The organism is Nocardioides pinisoli, from assembly GCF_024199985.1.
Taxonomy (GTDB): Bacteria; Actinomycetota; Actinomycetes; order Propionibacteriales; family Nocardioidaceae; genus Nocardioides; species Nocardioides pinisoli.
Map to the genome: position 1 here is coordinate 141,197 of NZ_JANARS010000002.1, position 25,563 is coordinate 166,759.

The 25,563-nt window shown below is 72.7% G+C and carries 21 protein-coding genes; 13 read left to right on the top strand and 8 right to left on the bottom strand.

Annotation, left to right across the window (positions count from 1 at the left end; translation table 11 throughout):
- Positions 1–3 precede the first annotated feature (3 nt).
- A complete protein-coding gene (locus NCI01_RS04670) occupies positions 4–1,293 on the bottom strand; it encodes a S8 family peptidase (RefSeq protein ID WP_254180316.1) in 1,290 nt (429 codons plus the stop codon).
- Positions 1,294–1,372: 79 nt separating this feature from the next.
- On the opposite strand from NCI01_RS04670, the gene NCI01_RS22575 reads away from it, so the two are divergent.
- Positions 1,373–3,958 carry a CHAT domain-containing protein gene (locus tag NCI01_RS22575; RefSeq protein WP_254180317.1) on the top strand — a complete coding sequence of 862 codons (2,586 nt, stop codon included), beginning with the start codon at positions 1,373–1,375 and terminating at the stop codon, positions 3,956–3,958.
- 267 nt (positions 3,959–4,225) lie between these two features.
- Here the strand turns inward: NCI01_RS22575 and NCI01_RS04680 are convergent, their stop codons facing one another.
- Entirely contained in the window at positions 4,226–5,218 is a 993-nt protein-coding gene (locus NCI01_RS04680; protein WP_254180318.1) for a hypothetical protein, read from the bottom strand.
- Between the two features lie 119 nt (positions 5,219–5,337).
- Between NCI01_RS04680 and NCI01_RS04685 the strand changes: the two genes are divergently transcribed.
- Both NCI01_RS04685 and NCI01_RS04690 read left to right on the top strand, forming a co-directional pair.
- Positions 5,338–7,119: a proline--tRNA ligase gene (locus NCI01_RS04685; RefSeq protein WP_254180319.1), complete on the top strand. Its 1,782-nt coding sequence runs from the start codon at positions 5,338–5,340 to the stop codon at positions 7,117–7,119.
- A 111-nt stretch (positions 7,120–7,230) separates the two neighbouring features.
- Positions 7,231–7,947 carry an HAD family hydrolase gene (locus NCI01_RS04690; protein WP_254180320.1) on the top strand — a complete coding sequence of 239 codons (717 nt, stop codon included), beginning with the start codon at positions 7,231–7,233 and terminating at the stop codon, positions 7,945–7,947.
- 254 nt (positions 7,948–8,201) lie between these two features.
- Here the strand turns inward: NCI01_RS04690 and NCI01_RS04695 are convergent, their stop codons facing one another.
- Together NCI01_RS04695 and NCI01_RS04700 are read right to left on the bottom strand one after the other, a co-directional pair.
- Positions 8,202–8,636 (bottom strand): ferritin-like domain-containing protein, encoded by a 435-nt coding sequence (locus tag NCI01_RS04695; RefSeq protein WP_254180321.1) that lies wholly within the window; start codon positions 8,634–8,636, stop codon positions 8,202–8,204.
- The gene (locus tag NCI01_RS04700; protein WP_254180322.1) at positions 8,633–9,148 is read right to left on the bottom strand and encodes a hypothetical protein; all 516 of its coding nucleotides are present in this window, start codon (positions 9,146–9,148) and stop codon (positions 8,633–8,635) included. Before NCI01_RS04700 ends, NCI01_RS04695 begins: the two co-directional genes overlap by 4 nt.
- A gap of 118 nt (positions 9,149–9,266) precedes the next feature.
- On the opposite strand from NCI01_RS04700, the gene rimP reads away from it, so the two are divergent.
- The 8 genes from rimP (at position 9,267) to NCI01_RS04740 (ending at position 17,591) form a co-directional block, all read left to right on the top strand.
- The gene (gene rimP / locus NCI01_RS04705; protein ID WP_254180323.1) at positions 9,267–9,773 is read left to right on the top strand and encodes a ribosome maturation factor RimP; all 507 of its coding nucleotides are present in this window, start codon (positions 9,267–9,269) and stop codon (positions 9,771–9,773) included.
- Complete coding sequence (gene nusA / locus NCI01_RS04710; protein ID WP_254180324.1) at positions 9,773–10,756, top strand: transcription termination factor NusA; 984 nt, start codon at positions 9,773–9,775, stop codon at positions 10,754–10,756. The genes rimP and nusA overlap by 1 nt, the downstream gene beginning before the upstream one ends.
- A 100-nt stretch (positions 10,757–10,856) precedes the next feature.
- Complete coding sequence (locus tag NCI01_RS04715) at positions 10,857–11,150, top strand: YlxR family protein (protein ID WP_308213194.1); 294 nt, start codon at positions 10,857–10,859, stop codon at positions 11,148–11,150.
- A gap of 98 nt (positions 11,151–11,248) precedes the next feature.
- Positions 11,249–14,056 (top strand): translation initiation factor IF-2, encoded by a 2,808-nt coding sequence (gene infB, locus NCI01_RS04720; RefSeq protein ID WP_254180325.1) that lies wholly within the window; start codon positions 11,249–11,251, stop codon positions 14,054–14,056.
- 213 nt (positions 14,057–14,269) lie between these two features.
- Positions 14,270–14,782 (top strand): 30S ribosome-binding factor RbfA, encoded by a 513-nt coding sequence (gene rbfA, locus NCI01_RS04725; protein ID WP_254180326.1) that lies wholly within the window; start codon positions 14,270–14,272, stop codon positions 14,780–14,782.
- Positions 14,782–15,639, top strand: a complete 858-nt coding sequence (gene truB / locus NCI01_RS04730; protein WP_254180327.1) for a tRNA pseudouridine(55) synthase TruB — start codon at positions 14,782–14,784, stop codon at positions 15,637–15,639. Before rbfA ends, truB begins: the two co-directional genes overlap by 1 nt.
- Positions 15,640–15,660: 21 nt before the next feature.
- Positions 15,661–16,596 carry a bifunctional riboflavin kinase/FAD synthetase gene (locus NCI01_RS04735; protein WP_254180328.1) on the top strand — a complete coding sequence of 312 codons (936 nt, stop codon included), beginning with the start codon at positions 15,661–15,663 and terminating at the stop codon, positions 16,594–16,596.
- On the top strand, positions 16,593–17,591 hold the full coding sequence (locus NCI01_RS04740; protein WP_254180329.1) for a hypothetical protein: 999 nt from the start codon (positions 16,593–16,595) through the stop codon (positions 17,589–17,591). The genes NCI01_RS04735 and NCI01_RS04740 overlap by 4 nt, the downstream gene beginning before the upstream one ends.
- A gap of 171 nt (positions 17,592–17,762) precedes the next feature.
- Here NCI01_RS04740 and NCI01_RS04745 read toward each other — a convergent pair whose 3' ends face one another.
- Genes NCI01_RS04745 through NCI01_RS04760 form a run of 4 tightly spaced genes read right to left on the bottom strand, consistent with a single transcriptional unit; the run spans position 17,763 to position 21,899 of the window.
- Positions 17,763–18,005, bottom strand: a complete 243-nt coding sequence (locus tag NCI01_RS04745) for an HPr family phosphocarrier protein (RefSeq protein ID WP_254180330.1) — start codon at positions 18,003–18,005, stop codon at positions 17,763–17,765.
- Between the two features lie 56 nt (positions 18,006–18,061).
- Positions 18,062–20,179: a PTS fructose transporter subunit IIABC gene (locus NCI01_RS04750; RefSeq protein ID WP_254180331.1), complete on the bottom strand. Its 2,118-nt coding sequence runs from the start codon at positions 20,177–20,179 to the stop codon at positions 18,062–18,064.
- Positions 20,176–21,135, bottom strand: a complete 960-nt coding sequence (locus tag NCI01_RS04755; protein WP_254180332.1) for a 1-phosphofructokinase family hexose kinase — start codon at positions 21,133–21,135, stop codon at positions 20,176–20,178. The genes NCI01_RS04750 and NCI01_RS04755 overlap by 4 nt, the downstream gene beginning before the upstream one ends.
- Positions 21,132–21,899 carry a DeoR/GlpR family DNA-binding transcription regulator gene (locus NCI01_RS04760; protein ID WP_254180333.1) on the bottom strand — a complete coding sequence of 256 codons (768 nt, stop codon included), beginning with the start codon at positions 21,897–21,899 and terminating at the stop codon, positions 21,132–21,134. The genes NCI01_RS04755 and NCI01_RS04760 overlap by 4 nt, the downstream gene beginning before the upstream one ends.
- 92 nt (positions 21,900–21,991) lie before the next feature.
- Between NCI01_RS04760 and ptsP the strand changes: the two genes are divergently transcribed.
- Both ptsP and NCI01_RS04770 read left to right on the top strand, forming a co-directional pair.
- Entirely contained in the window at positions 21,992–23,683 is a 1,692-nt protein-coding gene (ptsP, locus tag NCI01_RS04765; protein ID WP_254180334.1) for a phosphoenolpyruvate--protein phosphotransferase, read from the top strand.
- Between the two features lie 28 nt (positions 23,684–23,711).
- Positions 23,712–25,448 carry a zinc-binding dehydrogenase gene (locus NCI01_RS04770; RefSeq protein WP_254180335.1) on the top strand — a complete coding sequence of 579 codons (1,737 nt, stop codon included), beginning with the start codon at positions 23,712–23,714 and terminating at the stop codon, positions 25,446–25,448.
- The last annotated feature ends 115 nt before the right edge of the window (positions 25,449–25,563 follow it).

Here is a 25,563-nt window from a genome sequence, read left to right on the forward strand (position 1 = left end):
CGGTCAGGGGTGGGGGTAGGGCTGGCGCAGCTCCAGGTGGGGCCCGATCGTCGGGTCGGAGTCGGTCCTGGCGCGCATCAGCACGGCGTCGGCCGCGTCGCGTGCCGACAGGCCCTTCTCGCTGATCTCGCGGGCGATCAGGCCGGCCACGACCGGCGCGGCGAACGACGTACCGCTCCATCGCGCGAGTCCGGTGCTGAACACCCGGACGTCTCCCTTGTCCGGCGTCTCGTTGCACTCGAAGGTGCCGTCGGGGAACGCGTTGACCAGGTTGCGTCCCAGCGCGTAGACGTCGGCGGAGACGCCGAAGTTGGAGTACGACGACACGCGCCCGTCGCGGTCGAGCGAGCCGACGCCGACACACCAGTCGAAGGCGGCCGGCCAGAAGGGAGCCGCCCACGAGTCGTTGCCCGCGGCGGCGACCAGCACGCGGTCCTTCCCCTCGAGGTGCCAGCGGTGGAACTTCAGCAGCGGGATCGAGGGCCGGTCGCGCCGGGTGCGACACCCGGCCGAGAGGTTGATGACCTGCGGGTCGTGACGGAGGGCCTCCTCGAGCTGCACGACGAGGTCCGACTCCAGGATCCCGCCCCCACCCACGCCGCCGATGGCGAATCCCTCGACGTAGATCCTCGTCTCCGGCGCCACGCACCGCACGACCCCGGCGATGAACGTGCCGTGACCGGCGTAGGGCCTCAGCTCGGGGCCGTTGCGCTCGTCGTCGCCCTTCACGCCCTCCAGCCACGGGGTGCGCGGGTCGGTCGCGGCGGGCGGGTGCCACCCGGTGTCGACGACGACCACGCTCACCTCCCCGCCCTTGCCCTCCGTCCTCGGCGCCACCGGCGGCCACGGCTCGGTGAGCCCGGTCTCTTGGGGCTCGATGGCCGGGCACATGGCGCCGCCGCCCCCGCCGGGCGCCACGTGCACCCAGTGGTCGGGCGACGCGGCCCCCGGCCGCAGGCCGTTGTCCTCGAGCAGGTCGAGCACCTCGGGCACCGACTGGCCGTCACGGCGCTCGGGCAGCACGTAGCGCACCACCTCGCCGCCGACGAGCTCGACGTCGTCACGACGCAGCTCGCCGAGCAGGACCCGGTCGCCCAGCTGCGCGACGAGCTCCTCGAACGCCCCGACGTCGTCGCCGTCCACCAGGACCCGGTCGGGATGGAACACGAAGGTGAAGTCGGCCGGGGCCAGCGTGTCCCACGCGACCTCGCCGTCGTTGGCCTTCTGGAAGGCACGGATCTGGTCGGTGGTGCGTCGTCGTCGGTCGTCGCCGATCTTCCAGTCGCCTGACATGGTCCGACGCTAGCGCCGTCGAGGTCTCGCGCAGAGCGGTTCGCCGGAGATTCTCCCGCGGATCCGCGAGGATGGGCCCGTGGACCGGGACGAGGCGGAGGAGCTGCTCCGCAACCTGTTCGTCGATCCGCAGACAGCTCGCCAGCGGGCGCTGGACGTGCTCGTGCCGGACCCCGATCCTGCGCTCGCCTCCATCGGGCACCAGGTCGTGGGGATCGTGCTGCGCGACCTCGGCGACGTCGACGGCGCCCTCCGCGAGACGCGGACGGCCCTCCGGCTGGCCCGCCGGTCCGAGGACCGGGACCGCACCGCCGACGTCATGGCCACGCTGGGGATCACGCTGTGCGCCGTCGGCCGCATGCGAGACGGCATCCGGCAGCTGGACGAGGCCGCGACCATGCTCGACGGCGTACCCCTCGCGCGCGTGCTCCACCGGCGCGCCTACGTCCTCGGCGTCCTGCTCGCCCGGTTCGAGGAGAGCGCTGCCGACCTGCGCCGGGCCCGCGAGCTCGTCGCCGGGTCCCACGACCAGGTGTGGGAGGCGCGGGTGCTCAACCTGCAGGCCCTGGTCGACGTCAAGCTCGGTGAGGTCGAGTCCGCGGCCGAGGCGTTCGCGCGGTTCGGCGAGATCTCGGCCTCGCTCGGTGACAGGTTCGGCATCGCCGTCGCCGAGCACAACATCGGGTGGCTGGCCTTCCTGCGCGACGACCTGCCGCGCGCGCTCGAGCAGTACGCCGCAGCGGCCGCGATCTTCGACTCGATGGGGACCACCAGCGTCGACCTCGTCCTCGACCAGGTGGCCGCCTACCTCTCCGGAGGGCTCGCGCAGGATGCCCTCGCGGTCGTCGAGTCCGCCCTCGTCGCCCGGCCGCTCCAGCCGCGCGAGCAGGCCGACCTGCTCGTGGCGGTGGCCGGCGCGGCCCTCGCCGCGGGCGACTGGGACCGTGCCGCGTCGGCCGCCGACGAGGGCTCCGCCCTGCTGCGCGCGCAGTCGCGTCACATCCACCGGATGGATGCCGACCTCCTCTCCATCACGGCGCGCGACCGAGCCGGTGGCCGCAGCGCCCTCCTCCTGCGCCGGGCGCAGCGCGTCGTGGACGGGATGCGCGAGGCCCGGGCGCCGCAGCTGCCGCAGGCGCTCCTCCTCGGTGCCGGTCTGGCGAGCCGGGTCCGGTCCGCGCGCGCCGCCGCGCTCGCGTCGGACTGGCTCGCCGAGGCGGCGTCCTACCGTCGCGCGCCCACCGGTTCCGAGCGGGCCCTCGGCTGGTTGGCGCAGGCCCGGGCACGCGAGCTGGCCGGTGACCCGGGGGGCGTGCTGCGCGCCTGCGAGCTCGGCCTGCGCGCCCTCGACGAGCAGCAGGCCACCCTCGGCAGCCAGGAGCTGCGGGCCGGTTCCGCGGGCCATGGTGCGGCCCTCGCGGAGCTCGGCACGCGGACCGCGATGGCGAGCGGCGATGCCCGACAGCTGCTGCGGTGGTCCGAACGGTGGCGGGCCACGGCCCTCTCCACGCCCGTGCGCAGCACCCGGCACGACCCGGAGATCGCCGCCGACCTGGCCGCCCTCCGGGCCCAGCGGCGGCGGCTCGACGAGGCCCGCTCCGACGGCGCGCCCTCCGATGCGCTCGAGGCGCGCGCGGGCCGGCTCGAGCAGTCGGTCCGGCGCCGCCTGCTCCAGCAGCGGGGGTCGGGAGAGACGGCGCAGGTCCTCGACGTCGGCGCGCTGCTCACCGCCCTCCGCGAGGACGACACGGTCCTCGTCGAGCTGACCGAGCTCGACGGCGTCCTGCACGCGCTCGTCGCGGGTCGCGGACGCGTACAGCATCGAACGGTCGGCGAGGCAGCCACCGCGGCCGCGGCGGTCGACTTCGCGCTGTTCAGCCTGCGTCAGGCCGCGCGCGGTCGCCGGGCGCAGCTCGAGGCCGCAGGCGCGCGCCTCGAGCGCGCCCTCCTCGGCACCGCGCTCGACGGCGTGGGGGAGGAGCGCGTGGTGGTCTGCGCGCCGGCGACGCTGCAGAGCGTCCCGTGGGGGCTGCTGCCCTCGCTGGCCCCGCGGCCCGTGACCAGCACCCCGTCCGCCCGCCTGTGGCTGCGGGCCCGCGCGTCGAGACCCGCGGACGACCGCCGGGTGATGCTGGTTGGCCCGGGGCTCGGCAGCGGCGGGGCCGAGGTGCCGGCCGTCGCGGCCGAGGACCCTCGCGCCGAGGTGCTCGACGGGGAGGCCGCGACTGTCTCCGCCGCCCTGGCCGCGCTGGACGGGGCGGCGCTCGCGCACGTCGCCGCCCACGGGCACTTCCGCGGTGACAGCCCGCTGTTCTCCTCGCTCACGCTCGCCGACGGCCCGCTCCTCGTGCACGACCTGCAGGGCCTCGAGCGGCCGCCGCACCGGGTGGTCCTCTCGGCCTGCGAGTCCGGGGTCATGCAGCCGGTGGGCGACCAGGAGCTGCTCGGCCTGGCCGCCGCCCTGCTGTCGATGGGCACCGCCGGGGTGGTCTCGAGCCTCGCGGAGGTCGACGACGCCGCGACCGTCGACGTGATGGTCGCGCTGCACGCCCGGCTGCGGCAGGGTGGTGGGCTCGGCGACGCCATGCTGGCCGCCCGTGAGGCCGCGGCCGGCGACTCCGTGCTCGCCGCCACCGCCGCGTCGTTCACCGTGCTGGGTACCTGAGGGTCCACGCGTGCCGCGGCCGAGGGTGGCGGCACATCGCGTGTGCGGGGCTGTCGAGTCTGCAGTCTGCCGCCACCCTCGGGCTCGGGCGAGTGGGGGTGGCGGCACATCGCGAGCGAAGGGCCGTCGTACCAGCGATCTGCCGCCACCATCGGGTTCGGGCGAGTGGGGGTGGCGGCACATCGCGTGTGCGGGGCTGTCGAATTTGCAATCGGCCGCCACTTTCGCGCGGCCGCCGCGGCGGCGCCGGCGGAGGACGCCCCTCGGTCAGGGCGTCTGCACCGCCACCGGGTCGGTCGCGTTCTCGCAGGCGTCGAGCGTGCAGCGCACGGTCGCGGACTTCCGCTGGCCGTTGACGCCGAGCAGCACCGCACCGGCCGACTCCCACTGCCAGCTGCCGAACCAGCCGGTCGTCCAGGTCGCGAGCCTCGTGCCGTCGATCCTGCGCAGGTGGATCTCGCCGGGGCCGAGGCCGTCCGTGAGCTTGTGGAACGTCAGCATCTGCGTGCCGTCCGGGGAGAAGGCTGCGACTCGGTCGCGGCACGACCTCCAGATCTCTGCGCCGGGCCTGCTCAACCGGCTCACCACCATGCAACCGCCCAGGTAGGGGTCCTCGGTCCACGTCGTCAGCAGGTCCAGCGCGAGGTCGGCGTCCCCCGACATCCCCTTCGCCAGCGTGCGGGTGCGACCGCGGGAGAAGCTCCACGCGAAGGTGCGGCTGTCGCTGCCCAGGACGACCTTCTCAGCGTCCACATCGAGGAGGTCGACGTACCCGGTCGGGCCCTTCGCGCCGAGCGTCTCGCCGTCGCTCGCGCGCGCGGCGTACGTGATCACCTTGCGTCCCTTGCTGACGAAGCGCTGCCACGCCAGCGTGCTCCCGTCGGCGGAGACGATGACTGTCGAGGGGTCGATGTTGCGCAGCACGTCGGTGACCGACCCGTCCGCCGCGACCCGTACGACGCGACGGTTGCGCTTGCGGTCCACGTTGTTCGTGCCGACCAGCCACGAGTCCCCGGAGCGGCCGATGACCCGAGCGACCCTGCCGGGCAGCTCGACGCGCCGGGCGCCGTCGACGAAGACATCTCCCCACCGTCCGTCCTCGACGTGCGGCACCGCGATGTCGGCCCCGCGCGTCAGCTGCTGCGGCTGGAGCTCGACGGTCGGCGTGGCGGCCTGGGCGGGTGCGAGGGCCGAGGCGGCGAGCGAGGTGGCGGTGGCGAGTGCGCCCAGCACGGTGGCTGCGCGGCGTGAGCGGAGCATGCGGTCCCCCTGGGTGCGTGCGGTGTCGTGGAGGAGACGTCGGGCCGGGGCCCGGGGTTGCGACGTCCGCGGAGGAATCGGTTCGCGACGCCGACGGGCCCACCCCTATCGTTGCGCCCATGACCGGCCGCCTCCTCCGCATGTCGACCCTGTTCGTGCGCACCCTGCGCGACGACCCCAACGACGCCGAGGTGCCGAGCCACAGGCTGCTCGTCCGCGCCGGCTACATCCGCCGGGCCGCACCCGGGATCTACACCTGGCTGCCGCTCGGGCTGCGGGTGCTGCGCAAGATCGAGGACATCATCCGCGAGGAGATGGACGAGATGGGCGCCCAGGAGCTGTCGTTCCCCGCCCTGCTCCCCAAGGAGCCCTACGAGGCCACCGGCCGCTGGGCCGACTACGGGCCCAACATCTTCCGGCTCCAGGACCGCAAGGGCGGTGACTACCTGCTCGGGCCCACCCACGAGGAGATGTTCACCCTCGTGGTGAAGGATCTCTACTCCTCCTACAAGGACCTGCCGCTCTCGATCTACCAGATCCAGACCAAGTACCGCGACGAGGCGCGTCCGCGCGCCGGGCTGCTGCGCGGCCGCGAGTTCGTGATGAAGGACTCCTACTCCTTCGACATCGACGACGCCGGGCTCGAGCAGTCCTACCAGCAGCACCGCGACGCCTACATCCGGATCTTCGACCGGCTCGGGTTCGAGTACGTCATCGTCAAGGCCACGTCCGGCGCGATGGGCGGCTCCGCGAGCGAGGAGTTCCTCGCCAAGGCCGAGGTCGGCGAGGACACCTACGTCCGCTGCACGCGCTGCGACTACGCCGCCAACGTCGAGGCCGTCACCGTGCCCGCCCCGCCTGCCCAGCCGTACGACGACGCACCCGCGGCGCACGCCGAGGACACGCCCGACACCCCGACCATCGAGACGCTGGTCGACCACCTCAACGCGACCTTCCCCCGCGAGGACCGGCCCTGGGCCGCAGGCGACACCCTCAAGAACGTGATGGTCGTGCTCAAGCACCCCGACGGCACCCGCGAGCCGCTCGCCATCGGCGTCCCCGGCGACCGCGAGGTCGACCAGAAGCGCCTCGAGGGCCAGCTCGAGCCGATCGAGGTCGAGCCGATGGACGAGGCCGAGATCGCCAAGCACCCCGCGCTGGTCAAGGGCTACATCGGTCCTGAGGTGCTGGGCGAGGAGTCCAAGTCCGGCATCCGCTACCTCGTCGACCCCCGGGTCGTCGAGGGCACCCGCTGGGTCACCGGCGCCAACGTGCCGGGCTCGCACGTGCTCGACCTCGTCGTCGGCCGTGACTTCACCCCCGACGGCACCATCGAGGCCGCCGACGTGCGCGACGGCGACGCCTGCCCCAACTGCTCCGAGGGCACCCTCGAGTCCGCGCGCGGCGTCGAGATGGGCCACATCTTCCAGCTCGGTCGCAAGTACGCCGACGCGCTGGGCCTCAAGGTGCTCGACGAGAACGGCAAGCTCGTCACGGTCACGATGGGCTCCTACGGCATCGGCCCCTCGCGGGCCGTCGCCGCCATCGCCGAGGGCACGCTCGACGACCTCGGGCTGTGCTGGCCGCGCAACGTCGCGCCGGCCGACGTCCACGTCGTCGCGGCCGGCAAGGACGAGGCGATCTTCTCGGCGGCCGAGGTCCTCGCCCAGGAGCTCAAGGCCGCAGGCGTCGAGGTGCTCCTCGACGACCGTGCCGGCAAGGTCAGCCCCGGCGTGAAGTTCAAGGACGCCGAGCTGATCGGCGTGCCGACGATCGTCACCGTCGGTCGCGGCCTGGCCGACGGCCTCGTCGAGGTCCGCGACCGCCGCAGCGGCGAGCGCGAGGACGTCCCCGTCAGCGACGCCGCGACCCACGTGGCCGACCTGGTCCTGCGCGGCTGACGCCGACACCATGAAGGCAGTTCGCGCCGGCGGTGCTCGCCGCTGAGCGTGGGCGAAGTCGATCGACAGGCGAACTGCCTGCACGGTGCGGTGGGTCGGTAGGTTCGGGGCATGACGATCCAGGCAGTGATCTTCGACTGGGGCGGCACGCTGACCCGCTGGCACGACGTGGACTTCCACGCCGAGTCGGTCGCGCTGGCCCAGGCCGTACGTCGTACGCCCACGCCGGACGACGACCACCACGCGTGGGCCACGCGGCTGCACCGCGCCGGCGACGTCATCTGGGGGCGTAGCCGCGACCACCAGCGGAGCTCGACGATCGAGGACCTCTTCGCCGAGGCGGGGCTCGACCACGACCCGGACCTGCTGTCCGCCTACTACGAGTTCTGGGAGCCGCACACGGCCACGGACCCCGAGGTCCGACCCATGTGGGAGGAGCTGCGCTCCGCCGGGATCAAGGTGGGCGTCCTGTCCAACACGGTCTGGCCCCGCGAGTGGCACGTCGGCTTCTTCGAGCGCGACGGCGTCTACGACCTCGTCGACGGCGACGTCTACACCAGTGAGATCCCGTGGACGAAGCCGTCGCCGCTCGCCTTCCGTGCCGCCATGGAGGCCGTGGGGGTCACCGACCCCGCGTCCTGCGTCTACGTGGGGGACCGGCTCTTCGACGACGTGTGGGGCGCCCACAACGCGGGGATGCGCGCCGTCCACGTCCCGCTGAGCAACATCCCGGTCGAGCAGGTCGGGCACACCGAGGGCGACCCGGACGCGAGCGTCACCTCGCTCAGCGAGATCACCGATGTCGTGCGTCGGCTCGACGACGTCTGAGCGGGGAAGTTCTGCAACTTCGTGCGTTGCAGGAACATGCAAGTCGCCATGGCTTTCCCTCGGGCTCTGACGAATGCATGATTGTGCATGTCGCTCCACCGCCCCCACAGGTAGAGCGACACAGGGTGATGCTGACCAACCCCATGGAGCGGTCCGCGTCCTCGGCCTTTGGGAGAGATCTCGGGACTTTCCCAAAGGCTGAGGCCGCGGGCCGCTTTCTCCGTCTCAGGGCCCGCGTCAGGGCCGAGCGTCGATCACGGCAGGTCGAGCTCGGGAGCGCCCGGCCAGGTCGCGGCGCCGCCGCCCAGCTGGAGCTGCCAGACCGCCGACCAGGTCGCCTCCGTGAGCGCCCACTCGCGCACTGAGCCGCTCGACCGCGCGACGAGCGCGAGGAGGACCTCCACGCTCGCGGCCTCGAGGTCCGCGGCGGCGCGCTCGAGCTGCGGTGGCCGCAGCAGCGTGCCGTCGAGGTCGTAGGCCGCCTCGGCCGCGACGGGGTCGCCGCCGACGTCGCGCACCATGAGCCGCAGCTGGTCGCGACGGGCCCGGTGGCGGCGGTAGCCCGCCGTCAACGTCTCGAAGAGGGCCGGGGAGGTCGCCTGTGACGTCCGGGCGCCGAGCACCCCGTAGGTGTAGAGCGCCGCGTGCTCGTCGGCGAGGGTGGCCTGGAGGGCGTCGAGGACGCTCACGACGGCTCACCGCCGGCCGGCAGGTCGGCGAGCGCGGCGCCGTGCTGGGCGGTGGAGGCGGCCATGCTGGCCAGCACCCGCGCGAGGTCGCCGCTGGCCGCGTCGAGGCAGCCGCGGCGCACCTCGCGCAGCAGGCGTTGCTCGGAGCGTCGTACGGCGCCCAGGGCCCGGGCCGGTCCGGCCGCGATCGTGGGCGGCGCCGGGGCCGGGACGTCAGCGTCGGCGACCGCGCCGGACAGCACCTCGAGGTGGGCGGCGTGGGCCGTCGCCACGGGCGTCAGGAGGGCCGTCAGGTCGGGCTGCGAGAGCGTCGCGGCCTCCACCACGGCCCGCGCGCGGACCAGCGCCGCGACGACCCCGGCCACCAGCTCGGAGTCCTCCGGCGGGGGCGCCGTCGGCGCCGCCGCTCCGCTGTCGCGCGAGGGCGGATCGATGTCGCAGGCGGTCACCACCAGTGGTGACACGAGTGCCGCGCCCACCGTCGTACGACGGGTCAGCGGGCGTCCGGGCACCCCCCGACCCTATCCGCCCACGCCCCGGTCCGGACCGGCCACCGGTGTTTGTCGCGGTCGGCCCCGAGGCCGCTATCGTGGTTCCTCGCCACAACTACACAAGGAGGTCGTACACCCGATGAGCACTCCCCGCCAGGACGCCACCCGGGACCGCATCGAGGCGGAGCTGGTCGACCCCTTGCGAGCCATGGCGCTCGACGTTGAGGCCGTCGAGGTCACCCCGGCCGGGAAGCGCCGGGTCCTGCGCGTCGCCGTCGACAAGGACGGCGGGGTCACCCTCGACGACGTCGCCGACGCCACGCGCGAGGTCTCGCGGGTGCTCGACGAGTCCGACGTGATGGGCGAGATGCCCTACACGCTGGAGGTCACCTCCCGCGGCGTCGACCGGCCCCTCACCCTTCCGCGCCACTGGCGGCGCAACCAGGACCGCCTCGTCAAGGCCACGCTGGCCGACGGGTCGAGCCTGACCGGCCGCATCGTGTCCTCCACCGAGGACTCGGTGACCCTCGACGTGTCCGGCACGCAGCACGAGGTCGCCTACGCCGACGTGGCGAAGGCGCTCGTGCAGATCGAGTTCAACCGCAAGACCGACAAGTCCGGGACGCCCGGAGAGAAGGACGACTGATGGACATCGACCTGAGCATCCTGCGCATGCTGGAGCGGGAGAAGGAGATCTCCTTCGAGGTGCTGGCCGAGGCCATCGAGCAGGCCCTGCTCACCGCCTACCAGCGCGCCACCGAGTCCTCGCACCCCGCACGGGTCGAGCTGGACCGCAAGACCGGGCACGTCACGGTCTGGGCGCGCGAGATCGACGAGGACGGCACGGCCGGCCCCGAGTACGACGACACGCCCCAGGGCTTCGGCCGGATCGCGGCCACGACCGCCAAGCAGGTCATGCTCCAGCGGCTGCGCGACGCCGAGGACGAGATCAAGTTCGGCGAGTTCTCCGGCAAGGAGGGCGACATCATCTCCGGGATCATCCAGCAGGGGCGCAACCCCGACGACGTGATGGTCGACCTCGGCAAGATCGAGGCCGTCCTCCCGGTCAGCGAGCGGGTGCCGGGGGAGAAGTACGTCCACGGCGAGCGCATCAAGTGCCTGGTGACGTCGGTCCGCAAGGGCATGCGCGGCCCGCAGATCACCCTGTCGCGGTCCCACCCGACCCTGGTGAAGAAGCTCTTCGCGCTCGAGGTGCCGGAGATCGCCGACGGCACCGTCGAGGTCGCCGCCATCGCGCGGGAGGCCGGTCACCGCACCAAGATCGCCGTGCACTCGACCGTCCCCGGCGTCAACGCCAAGGGCGCCTGCATCGGCCCGATGGGCCAGCGCGTGCGCAACGTGATGAGCGAGCTGCACGGTGAGAAGATCGACATCGTCGACTGGGCGGAGGACCCGGCGGAGCTGGTCGCGCACGCCCTCTCCCCGGCGCGGGTCACGGCCGTGGAGATCGTCGACCTCGCCGCACGCTCGTGTCGCGTCGTCGTGCCCGACTTCCAGCTCTCGCTGGCCATCGGCAAGGAAGGGCAGAACGCCCGCCTCGCCGCTCGCCTCACGGGCTGGCGCATCGACATCCGCTCGGACGAGGCGCCCGACCCCGGCGAGGCCTGAGCGAGGCGCCCAGTTCGTAAACCACTGGCCGTACCGGCTAGAGTGGAGGCCAGTGGCCACCACGTCTGACACCCCTGCGCCCGGACCCGTCCGGACCTGCGTGGGTTGTCGGGCGAAGGCCGCTGCGAGCGAGCTGCTCCGTGTGGTCGCAGGCTCGGACGCCGAGGGCAGACCCGCCCTGGTGCCCGATCCGGACCGCCGGGCACCCGGCCGCGGGGCGCACGTCCACCCCACGTCGGAGTGTTGGCAGCTCGCGGTGCGACGCCGGGCGTTCTCCCGGGCCCTGCGCTCCGGCGAGGGGCTCAGCACGGCACCGGTGGCCGACCACCTCGCACAGATCCACCAGTCCGATCCACCGCAGCACCGACCAGAAACTGGAGCACGCAGCTCATGAGCACTCGATGAGTAACTCGCGATGAGTTTGCACACCCACTAGCTGTTCCGTTTCCCCTCTCCTTCTGGGGTCACGGACCAGAAGGAGCAGAAACAACCGTGGCAAAGACCCGAGTCCACGAACTCGCCAAGGAGTTCGGAGTCGAGAGCAAGTTCGTTCTCGAGAAGCTCAAGGAGATGGGGGAGTTCGTCAAGTCGGCATCGTCGACTGTCGAGCCTCCCGTCGAGATGCGCTTCAAGAAGCAGTACGGCGACGAGCTGAAGGCCGCAGCGGCCTCCGCTCCCGCCGCCGACACGGCACCGGCCGAGAAGCCGGCCGCCAAGAAGGCCGCGCCCAAGCCCGGCCCCAAGCCCGCACCGGCACCCGCCGCGACCGAGCCCGAGGCCCCCGCGGCCGCCGCGGCCCCGGTCGAGACGCCGGCCGAGGCACCCGCCGAGACCGCTGCCCCTGCTGCCGCCGAGCCGGCAGCGCCCGCCGCGCGTCCGGGCCCCAGGCCCGGCCCAAAGGCCCCGGCCGCCGAGCCCAAGGCTCCGCCGGCCGAGCCCGAGGCGCCTGCCGCCCCGGCCGCGAAGGCCCCGAGCCCGGCTCCCCGCCCGGTCGGTCGTCCCGGCGCCCCGCGCCCGGGCAACAACCCGTTCGCCCCGAGCCAGGGCATGGGCCAGCGGCCCGCCCCGCGCACCGGTGGCGACGACAACCGCCCGCCGCGTCCGCCGGCCGGCGGCGACGCCCGTCCCGGCATGCCGCGTCCCAACCCGGCGATGATGCCCAAGTCTCCGGCTGCGTTCGGCAACGGTCCGGGCGGACGCCCGGCCCGCGGTGGCCCCGGTGGCGGCCCCGGCCGTCCGGGTGCTCCCGGTCGCAGCGGCGCCCCGGGTCGTCCCGGCGCCGGTGCCCCCGGTGGCGCTCCCGGTCGTCCCGGCGGCTTCGGCCCGTCCGGTGGCGGTCGTCCCGGTGGCGGTCGTCCCGGCCAGCGCGGTCAGACCCAGGGTGCCTTCGGTCGCCCCGGCGGTCCGTCGCGTCGCGGTCGCAAGTCCAAGCGGGCGCGTCGTCAGGAGTTCGAGGCGATGGACGCCCCGACCCTGGGTGGCGTGCGGGTCCGCAAGGGCAACGGCGAGACCGTGCGTCTCCCGCGCGGCGCCTCGCTGACCGACTTCGCCGAGAAGATCAATGTCGACGCGGCCGCCCTGGTCCAGATGCTGTTCTCGCTCGGCGAGATGGTGACCTCGACCCAGTCGGTGGGCGACGAGACGTTCGAGCTGCTCGGCGAGGAGCTCAACTACGTCGTGCAGATCGTGTCCCCCGAGGACGAGGACCGCGAGCTGCTCGAGACGTTCGACCTCGAGTTCGGCGCCGACGAGGGCGACGAGGCCGACCTGGTCGTCCGACCGCCGGTCGTGACCGTCATGGGTCACGTCGACCACGGAAAGACCAAGCTCCTCGACGCGCTGCGTGACGCCAACGTGGTCGACAAGGAGGCCGGTGGCATCACCCAGCACATCGGTGCCTACCAGGTCCACACCGAGGTCGACGGCGAGGACCGCCGCATCACCCTCATCGACACCCCGGGTCACGAGGCGTTCACCGCCATGCGTGCTCGTGGTGCGCAGGCGACCGACATCGCGATCCTCGTGGTCGCGGCCGACGACGGCGTCATGCCGCAGACGGTGGAGGCGCTCAACCACGCCAAGGCCGCCGGCGTACCGGTCGTGGTCGCGGTCAACAAGATCGACAAGCCGGACTCAGACCCGACCAAGGTCCGCGGCCAGCTCACCGAGTACGGCCTGATCCCCGAGGAGTACGGCGGCGACGCGATGTTCGTCGACGTCTCGGCCAAGGCCGGGCTCAACCTCGACAAGCTGCTCGAGGCCGTGGTCCTGACCGCGGACGCCTCGCTCGACCTGCGGGCCAACCCGACGCAGGACGCCCAGGGCCTCGTGGTCGAGGCACACCTCGACCGCGGTCGCGGTCCGGTCGCCACGGTGCTCGTCCAGCGCGGAACCCTCCGTGTCGGCGACTCGATCGTGGCCGGTCCGGCCCACGGTCGTGTGCGCGCCATGCTCGACGAGCACGGCCAGGAGATCACCGAGGCCGACCCGTCGCGTCCGGCGATGGTGCTGGGCCTCTCGGCGGTGCCGGGTGCGGGCCAGAACTTCATCGTGGTCGACGACGACCGCATGGCCCGCCAGATCGCCGAGAAGCGTGAGGCGCGTGAGCGTGCGGCCATGCAGGCCAAGCGTCGCGTGCGTCGCAGCCTCGAGGACTTCATGGCCTCCATGGAGAAGGGCGAGAGCCAGGAGCTCAACCTCATCCTCAAGGGCGACGTGTCCGGCTCGGTCGAGGCGCTCGAGGACGCGCTGTCGCAGATCGACGTCGGCGACGAGGTCTCCCTCCGCGTGATCGACCGCGGTGTCGGTGCCATCACCGAGACCAACGTCGACCTCGCCGCAGCCTCCGACGCCATCATCATCGGCTTCAACGTCCGCCCACAGGGCAAGGCGAGCCAGATGGCCGACAAGGAAGGTGTCGAGATCCGCTACTACTCGGTCATCTACCAGGCGATCGAGGAGATCGAGGCAGCGCTCAAGGGCATGCTCAAGCCCGTCTACGAGGAGTCGACCCTCGGCCAGGCGGAGATCCGCGAGATCTTCCGCTCGTCCAAGGCCGGCAACATCGCAGGCTGCATGGTCACGTCGGGCGTCATCCGCCGCAACGCCAAGGTGCGGATCCTGCGCGACGGAGCGGTCGTGGCCGACAACCTCGACCTCGCCTCGCTGCGACGCGAGAAGGACGACGCGTCCGAGGTCCGCGAGGGCTTCGAGTGCGGTCTGGTGCTCCGCAACTTCCAGGACATCAAGATCGGCGACTTCGTGGAGGCCTTCGAGATGCGCGAGATCCCGCGCAGCTGATCACCGAGCGGGCACTTGCTCGCGCTGAACGAGCTCGACCGGGCACTTCCTCGCGCTACAGCGCGAGGAAGTGCCCGGTCAGCGTCTGTGGGCGCGAGGAAGTGCCCGGTCACGAGTAGGAGAGACTGGTTCCATGAGCGAGCGCAGCGAGCGAATCGGACAACACAGCGCACCACGAGCCTTGTGGGCGCACGGAGCGAAGCGAGTACGTCCATGACCAACCCCCGCGTGCGCAAGATCGCCGACCGGATCCAGGTGATCGTCGCCGAGATGCTCGAGCGCCGGATCAAGGACCCGCGCCTCGGCTTCGTCACCGTCACCGACGTCCGCGTGACCGGCGACTCCCAGCAGGCCTCGATCTTCTACACGGTGCTCGGCACCGAGGAGGAGCTGGCCAGCACGGCCGCGGCCCTCGAGTCGGCCAAGGGCGTGATCCGCTCCGAGGTCGCCAAGCAGCTCGGCATGCGCATCGTGCCGTCACTGACCTTCATCCCCGACGCGCTCCCCGAGAGCGCCCGTGCGCTCGACGAGGTGCTCGAGCGCGCCCGGCAGCAGGACGAGGAGGTCGCCGCCCGGCGGGTCGAGGCCTACGCCGGCGAGGCCGACCCCTACAAGAAGCCGCGCGTGATCGAGGACGAGGCCGACGAGGACGAGGCCGACGAGGACGAGGCCGACGAGGACGAGGCCGACGGGATCGACCTCGACAGCACGGACGACCGCGCCTGATGGTCCAGCCCGGGCTCGTCGTCGTCGACAAGGCCCCGGACATGACCTCGCACGACGTGGTGGCCCGGGTCCGCCGGCTCGCCGGCACCCGCAAGGTCGGCCACGCCGGCACCCTCGACCCGATGGCCACCGGCGTGCTGGTGCTCGGCGTCGAGCGCGCCACGCGGCTGCTCGGCCACCTCATGCTGACCGAGAAGGCCTACGTCGCCACGATCCGGCTCGGCGTCTCGACCACGACCGACGACGCCGAGGGCGAGGTCACCGCGACCGCGACCACCGACGGCGTCGACCCGGACGACGTACGCGCTGCGCTGGCGCGGTTCGTCGGCGACATCGAGCAGGTCCCGACTGCCGTGTCCGCCATCAAGGTGGACGGCAAGCGGGCCTACGCGCGGGTGCGCGACGGCGAGCAGGTCGAGCTGAAGGCCCGCCCCGTGACCATCCACGAGCTGGTCGTGCACGAGGTGGCGCTCCCCGACGTGCGGATCTCCGTGCGGTGCTCCTCGGGCACCTACGTCCGCGCGATCGCCCGTGACCTCGGCGCGGCGCTCGGCGTCGGTGGGCACCTGACCGCTCTGCGGCGTACGGCCGTCGGGCCCTTCGACCTCTCCGTCGCCCGCACCCTCGAGCAGCTGTCGGAGAACGTCACGGTGCTCCCCATCGCCGACGCTGCGCGGTCGACGTTCCCCGTCGTCGAGCTCGACGAGGAGCAGGCGGCCCACGTGCGGTTCGGCCGGGCCCTCGACCTCGCCCTCCCCGCCGACGGACCGCACGCGGTGTTCGCGCCGGGCGGGGAGTTCCTCGCGCTCTACGAGCGGCGCGGCCAGCAGGCCCGACCGGTCGCCGTCTTCGTCTGAGCCCGCCAGTAGGCTGCGCGGGTGCAGATCTGGCGAGACGTCGACGACGTGCCGGCCGACCTCGGCCGCACCGTGGTCAGCATCGGCAACTTCGACGGCGTGCACCTCGGTCACGCCCACGTGCTGCGAGAGGCGCGGACGACCGCCGAGCGCCTGGGCATCGACACAGTCGTGGCGGTGACCTTCGACCCGCACCCGATGGCGGTGCTGCGGCCCGAGCACGCCCCGCCCACGCTCACCTCGATCCACACCCGCGCCCGGCTGCTGGAGGGCGCCGGCGTCGACGCCATCCTGGTCATCGCCTTCGACCGCGAGATCGCGTCGTGGTCGCCCCTGGACTTCATCGACCGGATCCTCGTCAAGACGCTGCACGCCGGTGCGGTCGTGGTCGGCGCCAACTTCCGCTTCGGCGCCAAGGCGGCCGGCGAGGTCGCCACGCTCGTCGAGGCCGGTGCGTCCCGCGACTTCGAGACCGTCGGGGTGGCCCTCGACGGGGGCCCGCAGGTGTGGAGCTCGACCTACGTCCGCCAGTGCCTGGCCACCGGCGACGTCGCGGGCGCGGCCGAGGCGCTCGGCCGCCCGTTCACGGTCCGCGGCACCGTCGTCGAGGGCGACAAGCGAGGCCGCGAGATGGGCTACCCGACGGCCAACGTCCCGATCCCGCCCGTCGACGCGGCGCCGGCCGACGGCGTCTACGCCGGCCGGCTCACCCGCCTCGACACGGGGGAGACCTATCCCGCCGCGATCTCGGTCGGCACCAACCCGACCTTCGACGGCGAGCGCGACCGCCGGGTAGAGTCCTACGTCCTCGACCGCGACGACCTCGAGCTCTACGGCGTCGAGGTCGAGGTCGCCTTCGTCGACCGGCTGCGCGGGATGGTGAAGTTCGAGGGCATGGAGGCCCTCGTCGAGACCATGCACGACGACGTACGCCGGGCGCGGGACCTGCTCGCGTGACGGGGGACCGGACCGCCGTAGAGGCGTGGTTCCTGGCCCACGGCCTGCCCTACTTCGTCGCCGAGGAGCGCGCCGCCGCGCGGGCCGGGCTGCGACCCAGGCGCCTGGTGTCCCTGGCGCTGGTGCTCGCCCTGCTCGCCGCCGGCCTCGGCGTGCTCGCGTGGCTGGTCGAGTCGTCCTCGGCGACCGAGTCGTCGTACTCGGCCGGGCCGGCGGTCTGGATGTCGGTCACCGGCCTCGCCCTGCTCTGGTACGCCTCCACCGCGCTGCACGCGCGCCCCATCCTCGGCTTCGCGCTGTCCCGCACGCTCGGCAGCGTGCGCTTCCTCGTGCCGATGGCCTCGCGGGCGCTGCCGCTGCTGCTCGTCTTCGTGACGTTCCTCTTCGTCAACGCCGAGGCCTGGCAGATGACCACCAACCTGCCCTTCGGGCTGCTCTGGGTGACCGTGCTGCTGATGTTCGGCCTCGCGGTGCTCTTCCTGCTCGTACGGCTGCCCGAGGAGGTCGACCGGGTCGACGACGAGGTGGACGACGCCTTCATCGTGCGGGCGTGCGCCGGGACGCCGCTCGAGGAGGCCAGCCGGGAGGTCGCCGCCGACCCGCGGATCGACCCGCAGGAGCACGCCCAGGTCTCGGGCTTCGAGCGCTGGAACCTGATCCTCGTGCTCCTGGTCATCCAGTCCGTGCAGGTGCTGCTGCTCGCGGTGACCGTGTTCGTGTTCTTCATGCTGTTCGGGTCGTTGGTCATGGAGACCGAGACCCAGCTCGCGTGGACCGGCGCGGCGTCGGTCGGCGAGGCGCCGTTCGTGTCCCACGTGTCGCTCTCGCTGGTGAAGGTCTCGCTGTTCCTCGCGTCCTTCAGCGGCTTCTACTTCACCGTCTCGGCCGTCACCGACGACACCTACCGGCGCCAGTTCTTCTCCGTCGTCGAGAGCCAGCTCGAGCGCGCCGTCGGCATGCGCACGGTCTACCTCGCCACGCGCGAGCGCCGCTGACGCTCCCCGAGCGGTGCGCCAGCCCCATGGCTGCGCCGCCGGACGTGGGTGGGGCACCGCCGACGGCGTGTCGGCCCGGACGTGCGCGCGGGCGGTGCGGCAGCCACCTCGTCGACGTACGACAGGTGGCTGACGCACCGCCCACGGCGCGGTCAGCGACGGATCAGGTGCTCAGGCGTCGAGGTCCTGCTCGACCAGCGCGGCGATGGTGTCGACCGCGGCCTGGTCGTCGCCGGCGACCTCGACGGTGTCGCCGTTGCCGGCACCGAGGGTCATGATCATCAGCGAGGAGCTGGCGTCCACGCCGTTGATGGTCACGTCCGAGCCGAGCTCGGCGGCCTTCTCGGCGATGAGCGCGGCGGGACGGGCGTGGAGGCCGACGGCGGAGCCGACGACGACGGACTTGCTGGGCATGGTTCTCCTTGGGGTCGGGCTGGGTCGGGCTGGGTCGGGTCGATCGGTCGTGCGGGTCAGACGGTAGCGACGTCGGAGTCGCGGGAGCCCACGCTCTTGAGGGCGATGACGAGCGCGGCGCTGAGCAGCACGCCCGCGACGAGCGCGATGACGAAGCCGAGCACGCCGTCGACAGCGAAGAGCACGAAGATGCCGCCGTGCGGGGCGCGCAGCCCCACGTCGAGGCCCATCGACAGCGCTCCGGTCAGCGCGCTGCCCGCCATGATGGACGGGATCACGCGCAGCGGGTCGGCGGCCGCGAACGGGATCGCGCCCTCGGTGATGAAGGACGCGCCCATCGCCCAGGCGGCCTTGCCGTTCTCGCGCTCGGGCACGGTGAAGAGGCCGGGGCGTACGACGGTGGCCAGCGCGAGGGCCAGGGGCGGCACCATGCCGGCGAGCATGACGGCTGCCATGACCTTGAGCTCGGGGGCGTCCGTCGCGGTGGCCGCGGCGCCGAGACCGGTGGTCGCGAAGGCGTAGGCGGTCTTGTTGAGCGGGCCACCCATGTCGAAGGCCATCATCAGGCCGAGGATGACGCCGAGGACGATCGCCGAGCCACCCTGCAGGCTGTTGAGGCCGTCGGACAGCGCCTCCATGAGGGCGGCGAGGGGCTTGCCCAGCACGACCACCATCACGAAGCCGGAGATGAGGGTCGCCAGCAGCGGGATGACGAGCACCGGCATCAGCCCGCGCATCCACACGGGGACCTTCCAGCGCGAGATCCACAGTGCCACGATGCCGGCGAGGACGCCGCCGACGATGCCGCCGAGGAAGCCGGAGTTGATGGTGCCGGCGATGGCACCCATCACGAAGCCCGGGGCGATGCCGGGGCGGTCGGCGATGGCGTAGGCGATGTAGCCGGCCAGGGCCGGCACGAGGAAGCCGAAGGCCGCTGCGCCGAGCGTGAAGAGCAGCGCTCCGATGTAGGCGAAGAACGCGCTGCCGCCGAGGGCGTGGTCGAGGCCGAGCTCCTCGACGTCGGGGAGGTTGAAGAAGGTGTTGTCCACCGCGATCGTCTGGCCGTCGTTGACGATCTCGTAGCCGCCGAAGAGGAAGCCGAGGGCGATGAGGAGACCACCGGCGGCGACGAACGGGATCATGTAGGAGACACCCGTCATCAGCACGCGACGGGTCTTCGCGCCGAACGACTCCGTGCCGGTCGTCGTGCCGCTCGAGTCGGACGCGGTGCCCTCGACCTTGGGCGCGCTCGCCGGGTCGGCGGCGTAGCGCAGGGCCTCGGCGATCATCGCGTCCGCGTCGTCGATCGGACGCTTCACGCCCGAGCTCACCATCGGCTTGCCGGCGAACCGGGACCGGTCGCGCACACCCACGTCGACGGCGAAGATCACCGCACCGGCGGCCGCGATCGTGTCGGGGGAGAGCGGCGTCGACCCGGCGGAGCCCTGGGTCTCGACCTGGAGCGGGACGCCGGCGCGCTCCGCAGCGGCCTCGAGGGCCTCGGCGGCCATGTAGGTGTGGGCGATGCCGGTCGGGCAGGCGGTGACCGCGACGAGGGACGTGGTGGTCCCCGAGCCGGCAGTCGCGGTGGTGGTCGCGGGGGCGGCGGGCGCGGGCGCGGCTGCGTCGGCTGCCTGGCCGGGAGCCGTCGTCTCGCCGCCACCCGGGACGGCGGCACCCGACGGTGCGCCCGACGCCGGAGCGGCGCTCTTCGCGGCGGCGGGCTCGCCGAGCTCGTGGGCGACCAGGTCGACGACCTCCTCGTCGCTCTCCGCGGACCGGAGCGCGTCGGTGAAGGCGGGCTTGACCAGCGCGCGCGCCAGCTTGGTGAGGATGGTGAGGTGGTCGGCGTCGCCACCGGCGGGAGCGGCGATCAGGAACGCGAGGTCGGCCGGCCCGTCCTTGGCGCCGAAGTCGACCGGCGGCTCGAGCCGCGCGAAGGCGAGCGTCGGCTCGTCGACGCCGGCCGTGCGGCAGTGCGGGATCGCGATGCCGCCCGGCAGGCCCGTCGCCGAGGTGGACTCGCGGGCGAACGCGTCCTCGATCAGCTGGTCCTTGCTGGTGGCGCGACCGGCGTCGTCGACGACGCCGGCGAGCGCGCGGATGACGTCGTGCTTGTCGGCGCCCCAGTCGGCGCCCAACCGGACGAGGTCGGTGGTGATGAGTGCGGTCATGCTGTGCCTCCGGGGGTGAGGACGGTGACGTCGACCAGCTCCGTGCGGAGCTGCGACGGCAGAGGGATGGTGGTGCCGGGGAGACCTGCGGCGGCGCTGCCGTAGGCGACGGCCAGTGCCAGGCGCTTGGGGGCGGGCAGCCCCCGGATGTCGCCGAGCAGGTAGCCGAAGAGGCTGGAGTCGCCCGCACCGACGGTGCTCACGACTGTGGTGGGGGGCGGGCTCGCGTGCCAGGCGCCCTCGGGCGTCACCAGCACGGCGCCGTTGCCGCCGAGGGTGGCCAGGACCGCCCCGACGCCGCGCTCGATCAGCTGGCGCGCCGCCGCCGCGGTCGCCCGCGGGTCGGACTCCAGCTCGTCGGCGTCGCCGCCGGTGAAGGAGGCCAGCTCCTCGCCGTTGGGCTTCATCAGGTCGGGTGCCGAGGCGGGGAGCGCGTCGACGAGCGCCTGGAGGGGGGCCTCGCTCGTGTCGACCGCCACGCGGCCGCCCACCTCGCGGAGTCGTCGCAGGAGGTCGGCGTAGAACGTGGCGGGCGCGCCCGCGGGCAGGGAGCCGGCGAGCACCGTCCAGTCCGCGCTCGAGGCGCGCACCAGCACGGCCTGGGCCATCAGCTCGAGGTGGAGGGGCAGCACCGCGGCCCCGGGGGAGTTGAGCTTGGTGGTGGTGCCGTCGGGCTCGGTGACGGTGAGGTTGACCCGTACGTCGCCGGCGGGGCGCACCGGCCGGCAGTCGATGCCCGCGCCGAGCAGATCGAGGACGAAGGCGTCGTCCTTCGCGGCGGGTACGACGGCGATGCTGGGGATGTCGGCGCTGACGGCCGCGCGGGAGATGTTGACGCCCTTGCCTCCCGCCTGGGAGGTCACCGACGCCACCCGGTGCACCTGGCCGCGCTGCAGCTCGCCGTCGAGGGCGACCGTGCGGTCGATGCTGGGGTTGGGGGTCAGGGTCAGGATCATGCGACCACCACCTCGATGCCGGCGTCCTCGAGCGCGCGTCGGTCGGCCGGCTCCACGTCGCTGTCGGTGACCAGCACGTCGATGCTGTCGAGGGTCGCGAAGCGCACGGCCGCCTCCACCCCGAGCTTGGTGGAGTCGGCCAGGACCACGGTCTTGCGGGCGCAGGCGATCATCGCGCGCTTGCTGGCCGCCTCCTCGCTGTCCGGGGTGGTGAGTCCGTGCCCGACGGTGAGGCCGTTGGTGGCCAGGAACGCCACGTCGGCCCGCAGGTCGGCCAGGGCGGCGACGGTCTCGGCACCCACCGCGGCATGGGTGGTGGGGCGGACCTTGCCCGGCAGGAGGTGGAGCTCGATCTGGGGCAGGCCGGCCAGTCGGGTGGCGACCGGGACGGCATGGGTGATGACGACCAGCCGGTAGTCGCGGGGGAGGGCGGCCGCGAAGCGTGCGGTGGTGCTGCCCGCGTCGATCACGACGACCGAGTCCGGGGGCGGCAGCAGGGAGACAGCGGCATTGGCGATGGCCTCCTTGGCCTGCGTGTTGGACTGGTCACGCTCGCCGATGCCTGATTCGATGACGGTGAGCGAACCGGCGGGCACTGCGCCACCGTGGACGCGTCGGACCAGTCCCATCCGGTCCAGCGTGGACAGGTCGCGGCGCACGGTCTCGGTGGTGACCTCGAACTGCTCGGCCAGCTGGACCACCGAGAGCCGGCCGCGCCGACTGATCAGGTGGGCCATCGCCTGCTGACGCTCTTCCGCGTACATCGGTCCACCTTTCCGGGGAGTCGATCTGTGTATGTGTTGTTTTAGTCCCGAATGTGTTGCTTGTCAACCTACCCGTGTCCTACGGTGTGTCCATGACCACATCCGCGCAGTCGCCCGCGAACACCCTCAGCGGGACCCCGGTGGTGCCGGGCGTCGCCGCCGGCCCGGTCCTCCACGTGCGCGGGGAGGTGTCGCCCGACGCGATCGCGCGCTTCGGTGACGGCGACTTCGCCGACGCCGGCGCCGCCCTGGCGGCCTACGACGACGCGGTGGCCGCGGTCGCCGAGACCTTCACCACCAAGGCCGCCTCCGCCCAGGGGGCGGCGGCCGAGGTGCTCACCGCCAGCGCCGGGCTGGCGCGCGACAAGGGGCTGCGCTCCGGTGTCGCGAAGAACCTGCAGGGGGGCCAGGGGCCCGTCGCCGCCGTGCAGGGGGCGGTCGAGCAGTTCGTCACCATCTTCACCAACATGGGCGGCCTCATGGCCGAGCGCGTCACCGACCTGCGCGACATCGAGCGTCGCGTGGTCGCGCACCTCGTGGGCGAGCCCGCCCCCGGCGTGCCGACCCCGAGCGAGCCGTCGATCCTGGTGGCCGAGGACCTCGCGCCGAGCGACACGTCCGGCCTCGACCCCGACCTCGTCACCGCGCTGGTGACCGAGCGCGGCGGCGCCACCAGCCACACGGCGATCATCGCGCGGCAGCTCGGCATCCCCTGCGTCGTCGGGGCGGCCGGCGTGATGGACGTCCCGGCGGGCACGTTCGTCGTCGTCGACGGCGAGGCCGGCACCATCGAGCAGGGCGCCGACCCCGAGGAGGCACGCTCGCGCGTCGAGGAGAGCCGCCGGGTGCGCGAGGAGCTCGCGAGCTGGAGCGGCCCCGCGGCGACCTCCGACGGGATGCCGGTCAAGCTGCTGGCCAACGTCGCCGACGGCGCCTCGGCCCAGTCCGCGGGCGGGGAGCCGGTGCAGGGCGTGGGCCTGTTCCGCACCGAGCTGTGCTTCCTCAACCGCAAGGACGAGCCGAGCGTGGAGGAGCAGGCCGACATCTACTCCGAGGTCCTCGCGCCCTACTCCGACGGCCGCTACGTCGTCGTACGCACGCTCGACGCCGGCTCGGACAAGCCGATCGCCTTCGCCACCCAGGAGGGCGAGGAGAACCCCGCCCTCGGCGTGCGCGGCCTGCGCCTCAGCTTCGGCAACCCCGCCCTGATGGACCGTCAGCTCGACGGCATCGCCGCGGCGGTCGAGCGCACCGGCACCGAGACATGGGTGATGGCCCCGATGGTGGCCACGGTCGCCGAGGCGGCCGACTTCGCCGGCAAGGTGCGCGAGCGCGGGCTCAAGGCCGGCGTGATGGTCGAGATCCCGAGCGCGGCGCTGCTCGCGCACCGCATGCTCGAGGTCGTCGACTTCCTCTCGATCGGCACCAACGACCTCACCCAGTACGCCATGGCCGCCGACCGCATGGCCACCGACCTCGCCCACCTCACCGATCCCTGGCAGCCGGCGGTCCTGCAGCTCATCGCGATCACCGCCCACGCCGGCACCGAGGCCGGCAAGCCGGTCGGCGTGTGCGGCGAGGCCGCCGCCGATCCGCTGCTCGCCACGGCGCTGATCGGGATGGGCATCTCCTCGCTCTCCATGGCGGCACGCGCCGTACGTCCCGTCGGCGCCCAGCTCGGCAAGGTCAGCTTCGAGACGTGCGAGGCCGCGGCCGAGGCCGCCCTCGGCGCGCCCGACCCGATGGCGGCGCGCGCCGCCGTCCGCGAGCTGCTCGGCCACTGAGACCCACCCACCTCACGACGGAGGAAGCATGACTTCAGCGTACGACCGCTACCGCGCGGCCGATTCCGACCTGCCGGAGGAGGCCTGGGCCTGGAACCTGCACGGCGCGGGGGAGGACAACATGGGCAAGGACGGAGCGCCCGAGCTGGTCCCCGTTCCCCGGCCCGATGCCGACCACATGCTCGTGCGGATCGACAGCGTCGGGCTCTGCTTCTCCGACGTGAAGATCATGCGGCAGGGCGGCAGCCACCCCAAGCTCTACGACCGCGACCTGTCCGCGGACCCCACGCGGCTGGGCCACGAGGTCAGCCTCACCGTCATCGAGGTCGGCGACAACCTCAAGGACCGCTACCACGCCGGCCAGCGGCTGGCCGTGCAGCCCGACATCTACCAGGACGGCAGGAGCACGGCCTACGGCTACACGATCCCCGGCGGGCTGATCCAGTACCACCTCATGGGCGCGGAGATGCTCGAGACCGACGACGGGGCGTGCCTGCTGCCCCTGCCCGACATGATGGGGTACGCCGAGGCCTCGACGCTGGAGCCCTGGGGGTGCGTGATGGCGGCCTACACCCAGCGTCGCCGGCTGGAGCCCAGGGCGGGCGGGACGATGTGGATCGTCGGCCGGCCGGGGGACGAGCGGGACTACACCTTCTCGACCGGGCTGGACGCTCCGGCCACCATCGTGATGACCGACGTGCCCGCGTCGGTGGCGAAGCTCGTGGAGCGCACCTCGGCCACCACCGTCGTGCGCGACGGCCTCGGCGCCGACGACTTCCAGGCACTGGTGGACGAGCTGACCGAAGGTGCCGGCTTCGACGACATCGTCGTGCTCGACCCGCGTTCCGCGGCGACCGTGGGTGCCGTCGCGAAGCACATCGCCCGGCGAGGCACGCTCAACATGGTGGGCGAGACCGCGCTCGACGGCCTGGTGGACACCGACGTGGGCCGCCTGCACTACGACTACACCGCCTATGTCGGTGGTCGCGGCCCGGACATCGCCGCCTCCTACGGAGAGGCGCGCAACCGGGCCGACCTGCGCTCGCGGGGGACGACGGTCTTCGTCGGCGCCGGCGGTCCCATGGGGCTGATGCACGTCCAGAGGGCCATCCAGCAGCCCGACGGTCCCCGCACGATCGTCGCCACCGAGGTGAGCGACGAACGCCTGAAGAGCCTCGAGGACCGGCTGGGCCACCTGGCGGCGAGCAACGACTGCGAGCTGATCACCTTCAACTCCCAGACCGCGGCGGAGTCCCTGCACGACTTCGTCATGGGGCTCACGGACGGTCGGGGGGCCGACGACGTGGTGGTCAGCGTCCCCATCGCCGGAGTGATGGCCGAGGCCGACACCCTGATGAACCCCGACGGCATGCTGGTCTTCTTCGCCGGCGTCCCCAACGGCACGCTGGCGCCGCTCGACCTCAGCAGGGTCTACCTGGACAACGCCCAGTACACCGGGACGTCAGGCCTGACCATCCACGACCAGCAGCAGGTGGTGGACCTGGCCGTCCAGGGTCAGCTCTCCCCGGGATCCATCGTGGGCGCCGTCGGCGGCATGCGGGCGGCCAAGGACGGCCTCCAGGCCCTGGTCGACGGGACCTACTCCGGCAAGGTGCTGATCTTCCCCCAGATCCACGACCTCCCCCTCATGGGCCTCCACGAGCTGGGGGAGAAGCTGCCGGAGGTCGCCGCGGAGCTCGGGCCGGGCGACACGTGGAACGGCGAGGCCGAACGGGCGCTGTTCGACAGCCAGCTGAGCAGCTAGCGGAGCGCACGACGCACTCTGGCTCGGCCAAAACCACAAGGTCGGGCACAAATTGTGCCCGAATGCTTGGCAACGTGCCCGAACGTGAGGTTTAATCTGGTCATCATGTGATGGG

Coding starts and splice junctions, on each gene's coding strand:
- NCI01_RS04690 (WP_254180320.1), top strand. CDS start 7,231: ATGACGATCCAGGCAGTGATCTTCGACTGGGGCGGCACGCTGACCCGC.
- nusA (WP_254180324.1), top strand. CDS start 9,773: ATGGACATCGACCTGAGCATCCTGCGCATGCTGGAGCGGGAGAAGGAG.
- truB (WP_254180327.1), top strand. CDS start 14,782: ATGGTCCAGCCCGGGCTCGTCGTCGTCGACAAGGCCCCGGACATGACC.
- NCI01_RS04770 (WP_254180335.1), top strand. CDS start 23,712: ATGACTTCAGCGTACGACCGCTACCGCGCGGCCGATTCCGACCTGCCG.
- NCI01_RS04750 (WP_254180331.1), bottom strand. CDS start 20,179: ATGACCGCACTCATCACCACCGACCTCGTCCGGTTGGGCGCCGACTGG.
- NCI01_RS04685 (WP_254180319.1), top strand. CDS start 5,338: ATGACCGGCCGCCTCCTCCGCATGTCGACCCTGTTCGTGCGCACCCTG.
- ptsP (WP_254180334.1), top strand. CDS start 21,992: ATGACCACATCCGCGCAGTCGCCCGCGAACACCCTCAGCGGGACCCCG.
- NCI01_RS04755 (WP_254180332.1), bottom strand. CDS start 21,135: ATGATCCTGACCCTGACCCCCAACCCCAGCATCGACCGCACGGTCGCC.
- NCI01_RS04680 (WP_254180318.1), bottom strand. CDS start 5,218: ATGCTCCGCTCACGCCGCGCAGCCACCGTGCTGGGCGCACTCGCCACC.
- NCI01_RS04745 (WP_254180330.1), bottom strand. CDS start 18,005: ATGCCCAGCAAGTCCGTCGTCGTCGGCTCCGCCGTCGGCCTCCACGCC.
- NCI01_RS04760 (WP_254180333.1), bottom strand. CDS start 21,899: ATGTACGCGGAAGAGCGTCAGCAGGCGATGGCCCACCTGATCAGTCGG.
- rimP (WP_254180323.1), top strand. CDS start 9,267: ATGAGCACTCCCCGCCAGGACGCCACCCGGGACCGCATCGAGGCGGAG.
- NCI01_RS04670 (WP_254180316.1), bottom strand. CDS start 1,293: ATGTCAGGCGACTGGAAGATCGGCGACGACCGACGACGACGCACCACC.
- rbfA (WP_254180326.1), top strand. CDS start 14,270: ATGACCAACCCCCGCGTGCGCAAGATCGCCGACCGGATCCAGGTGATC.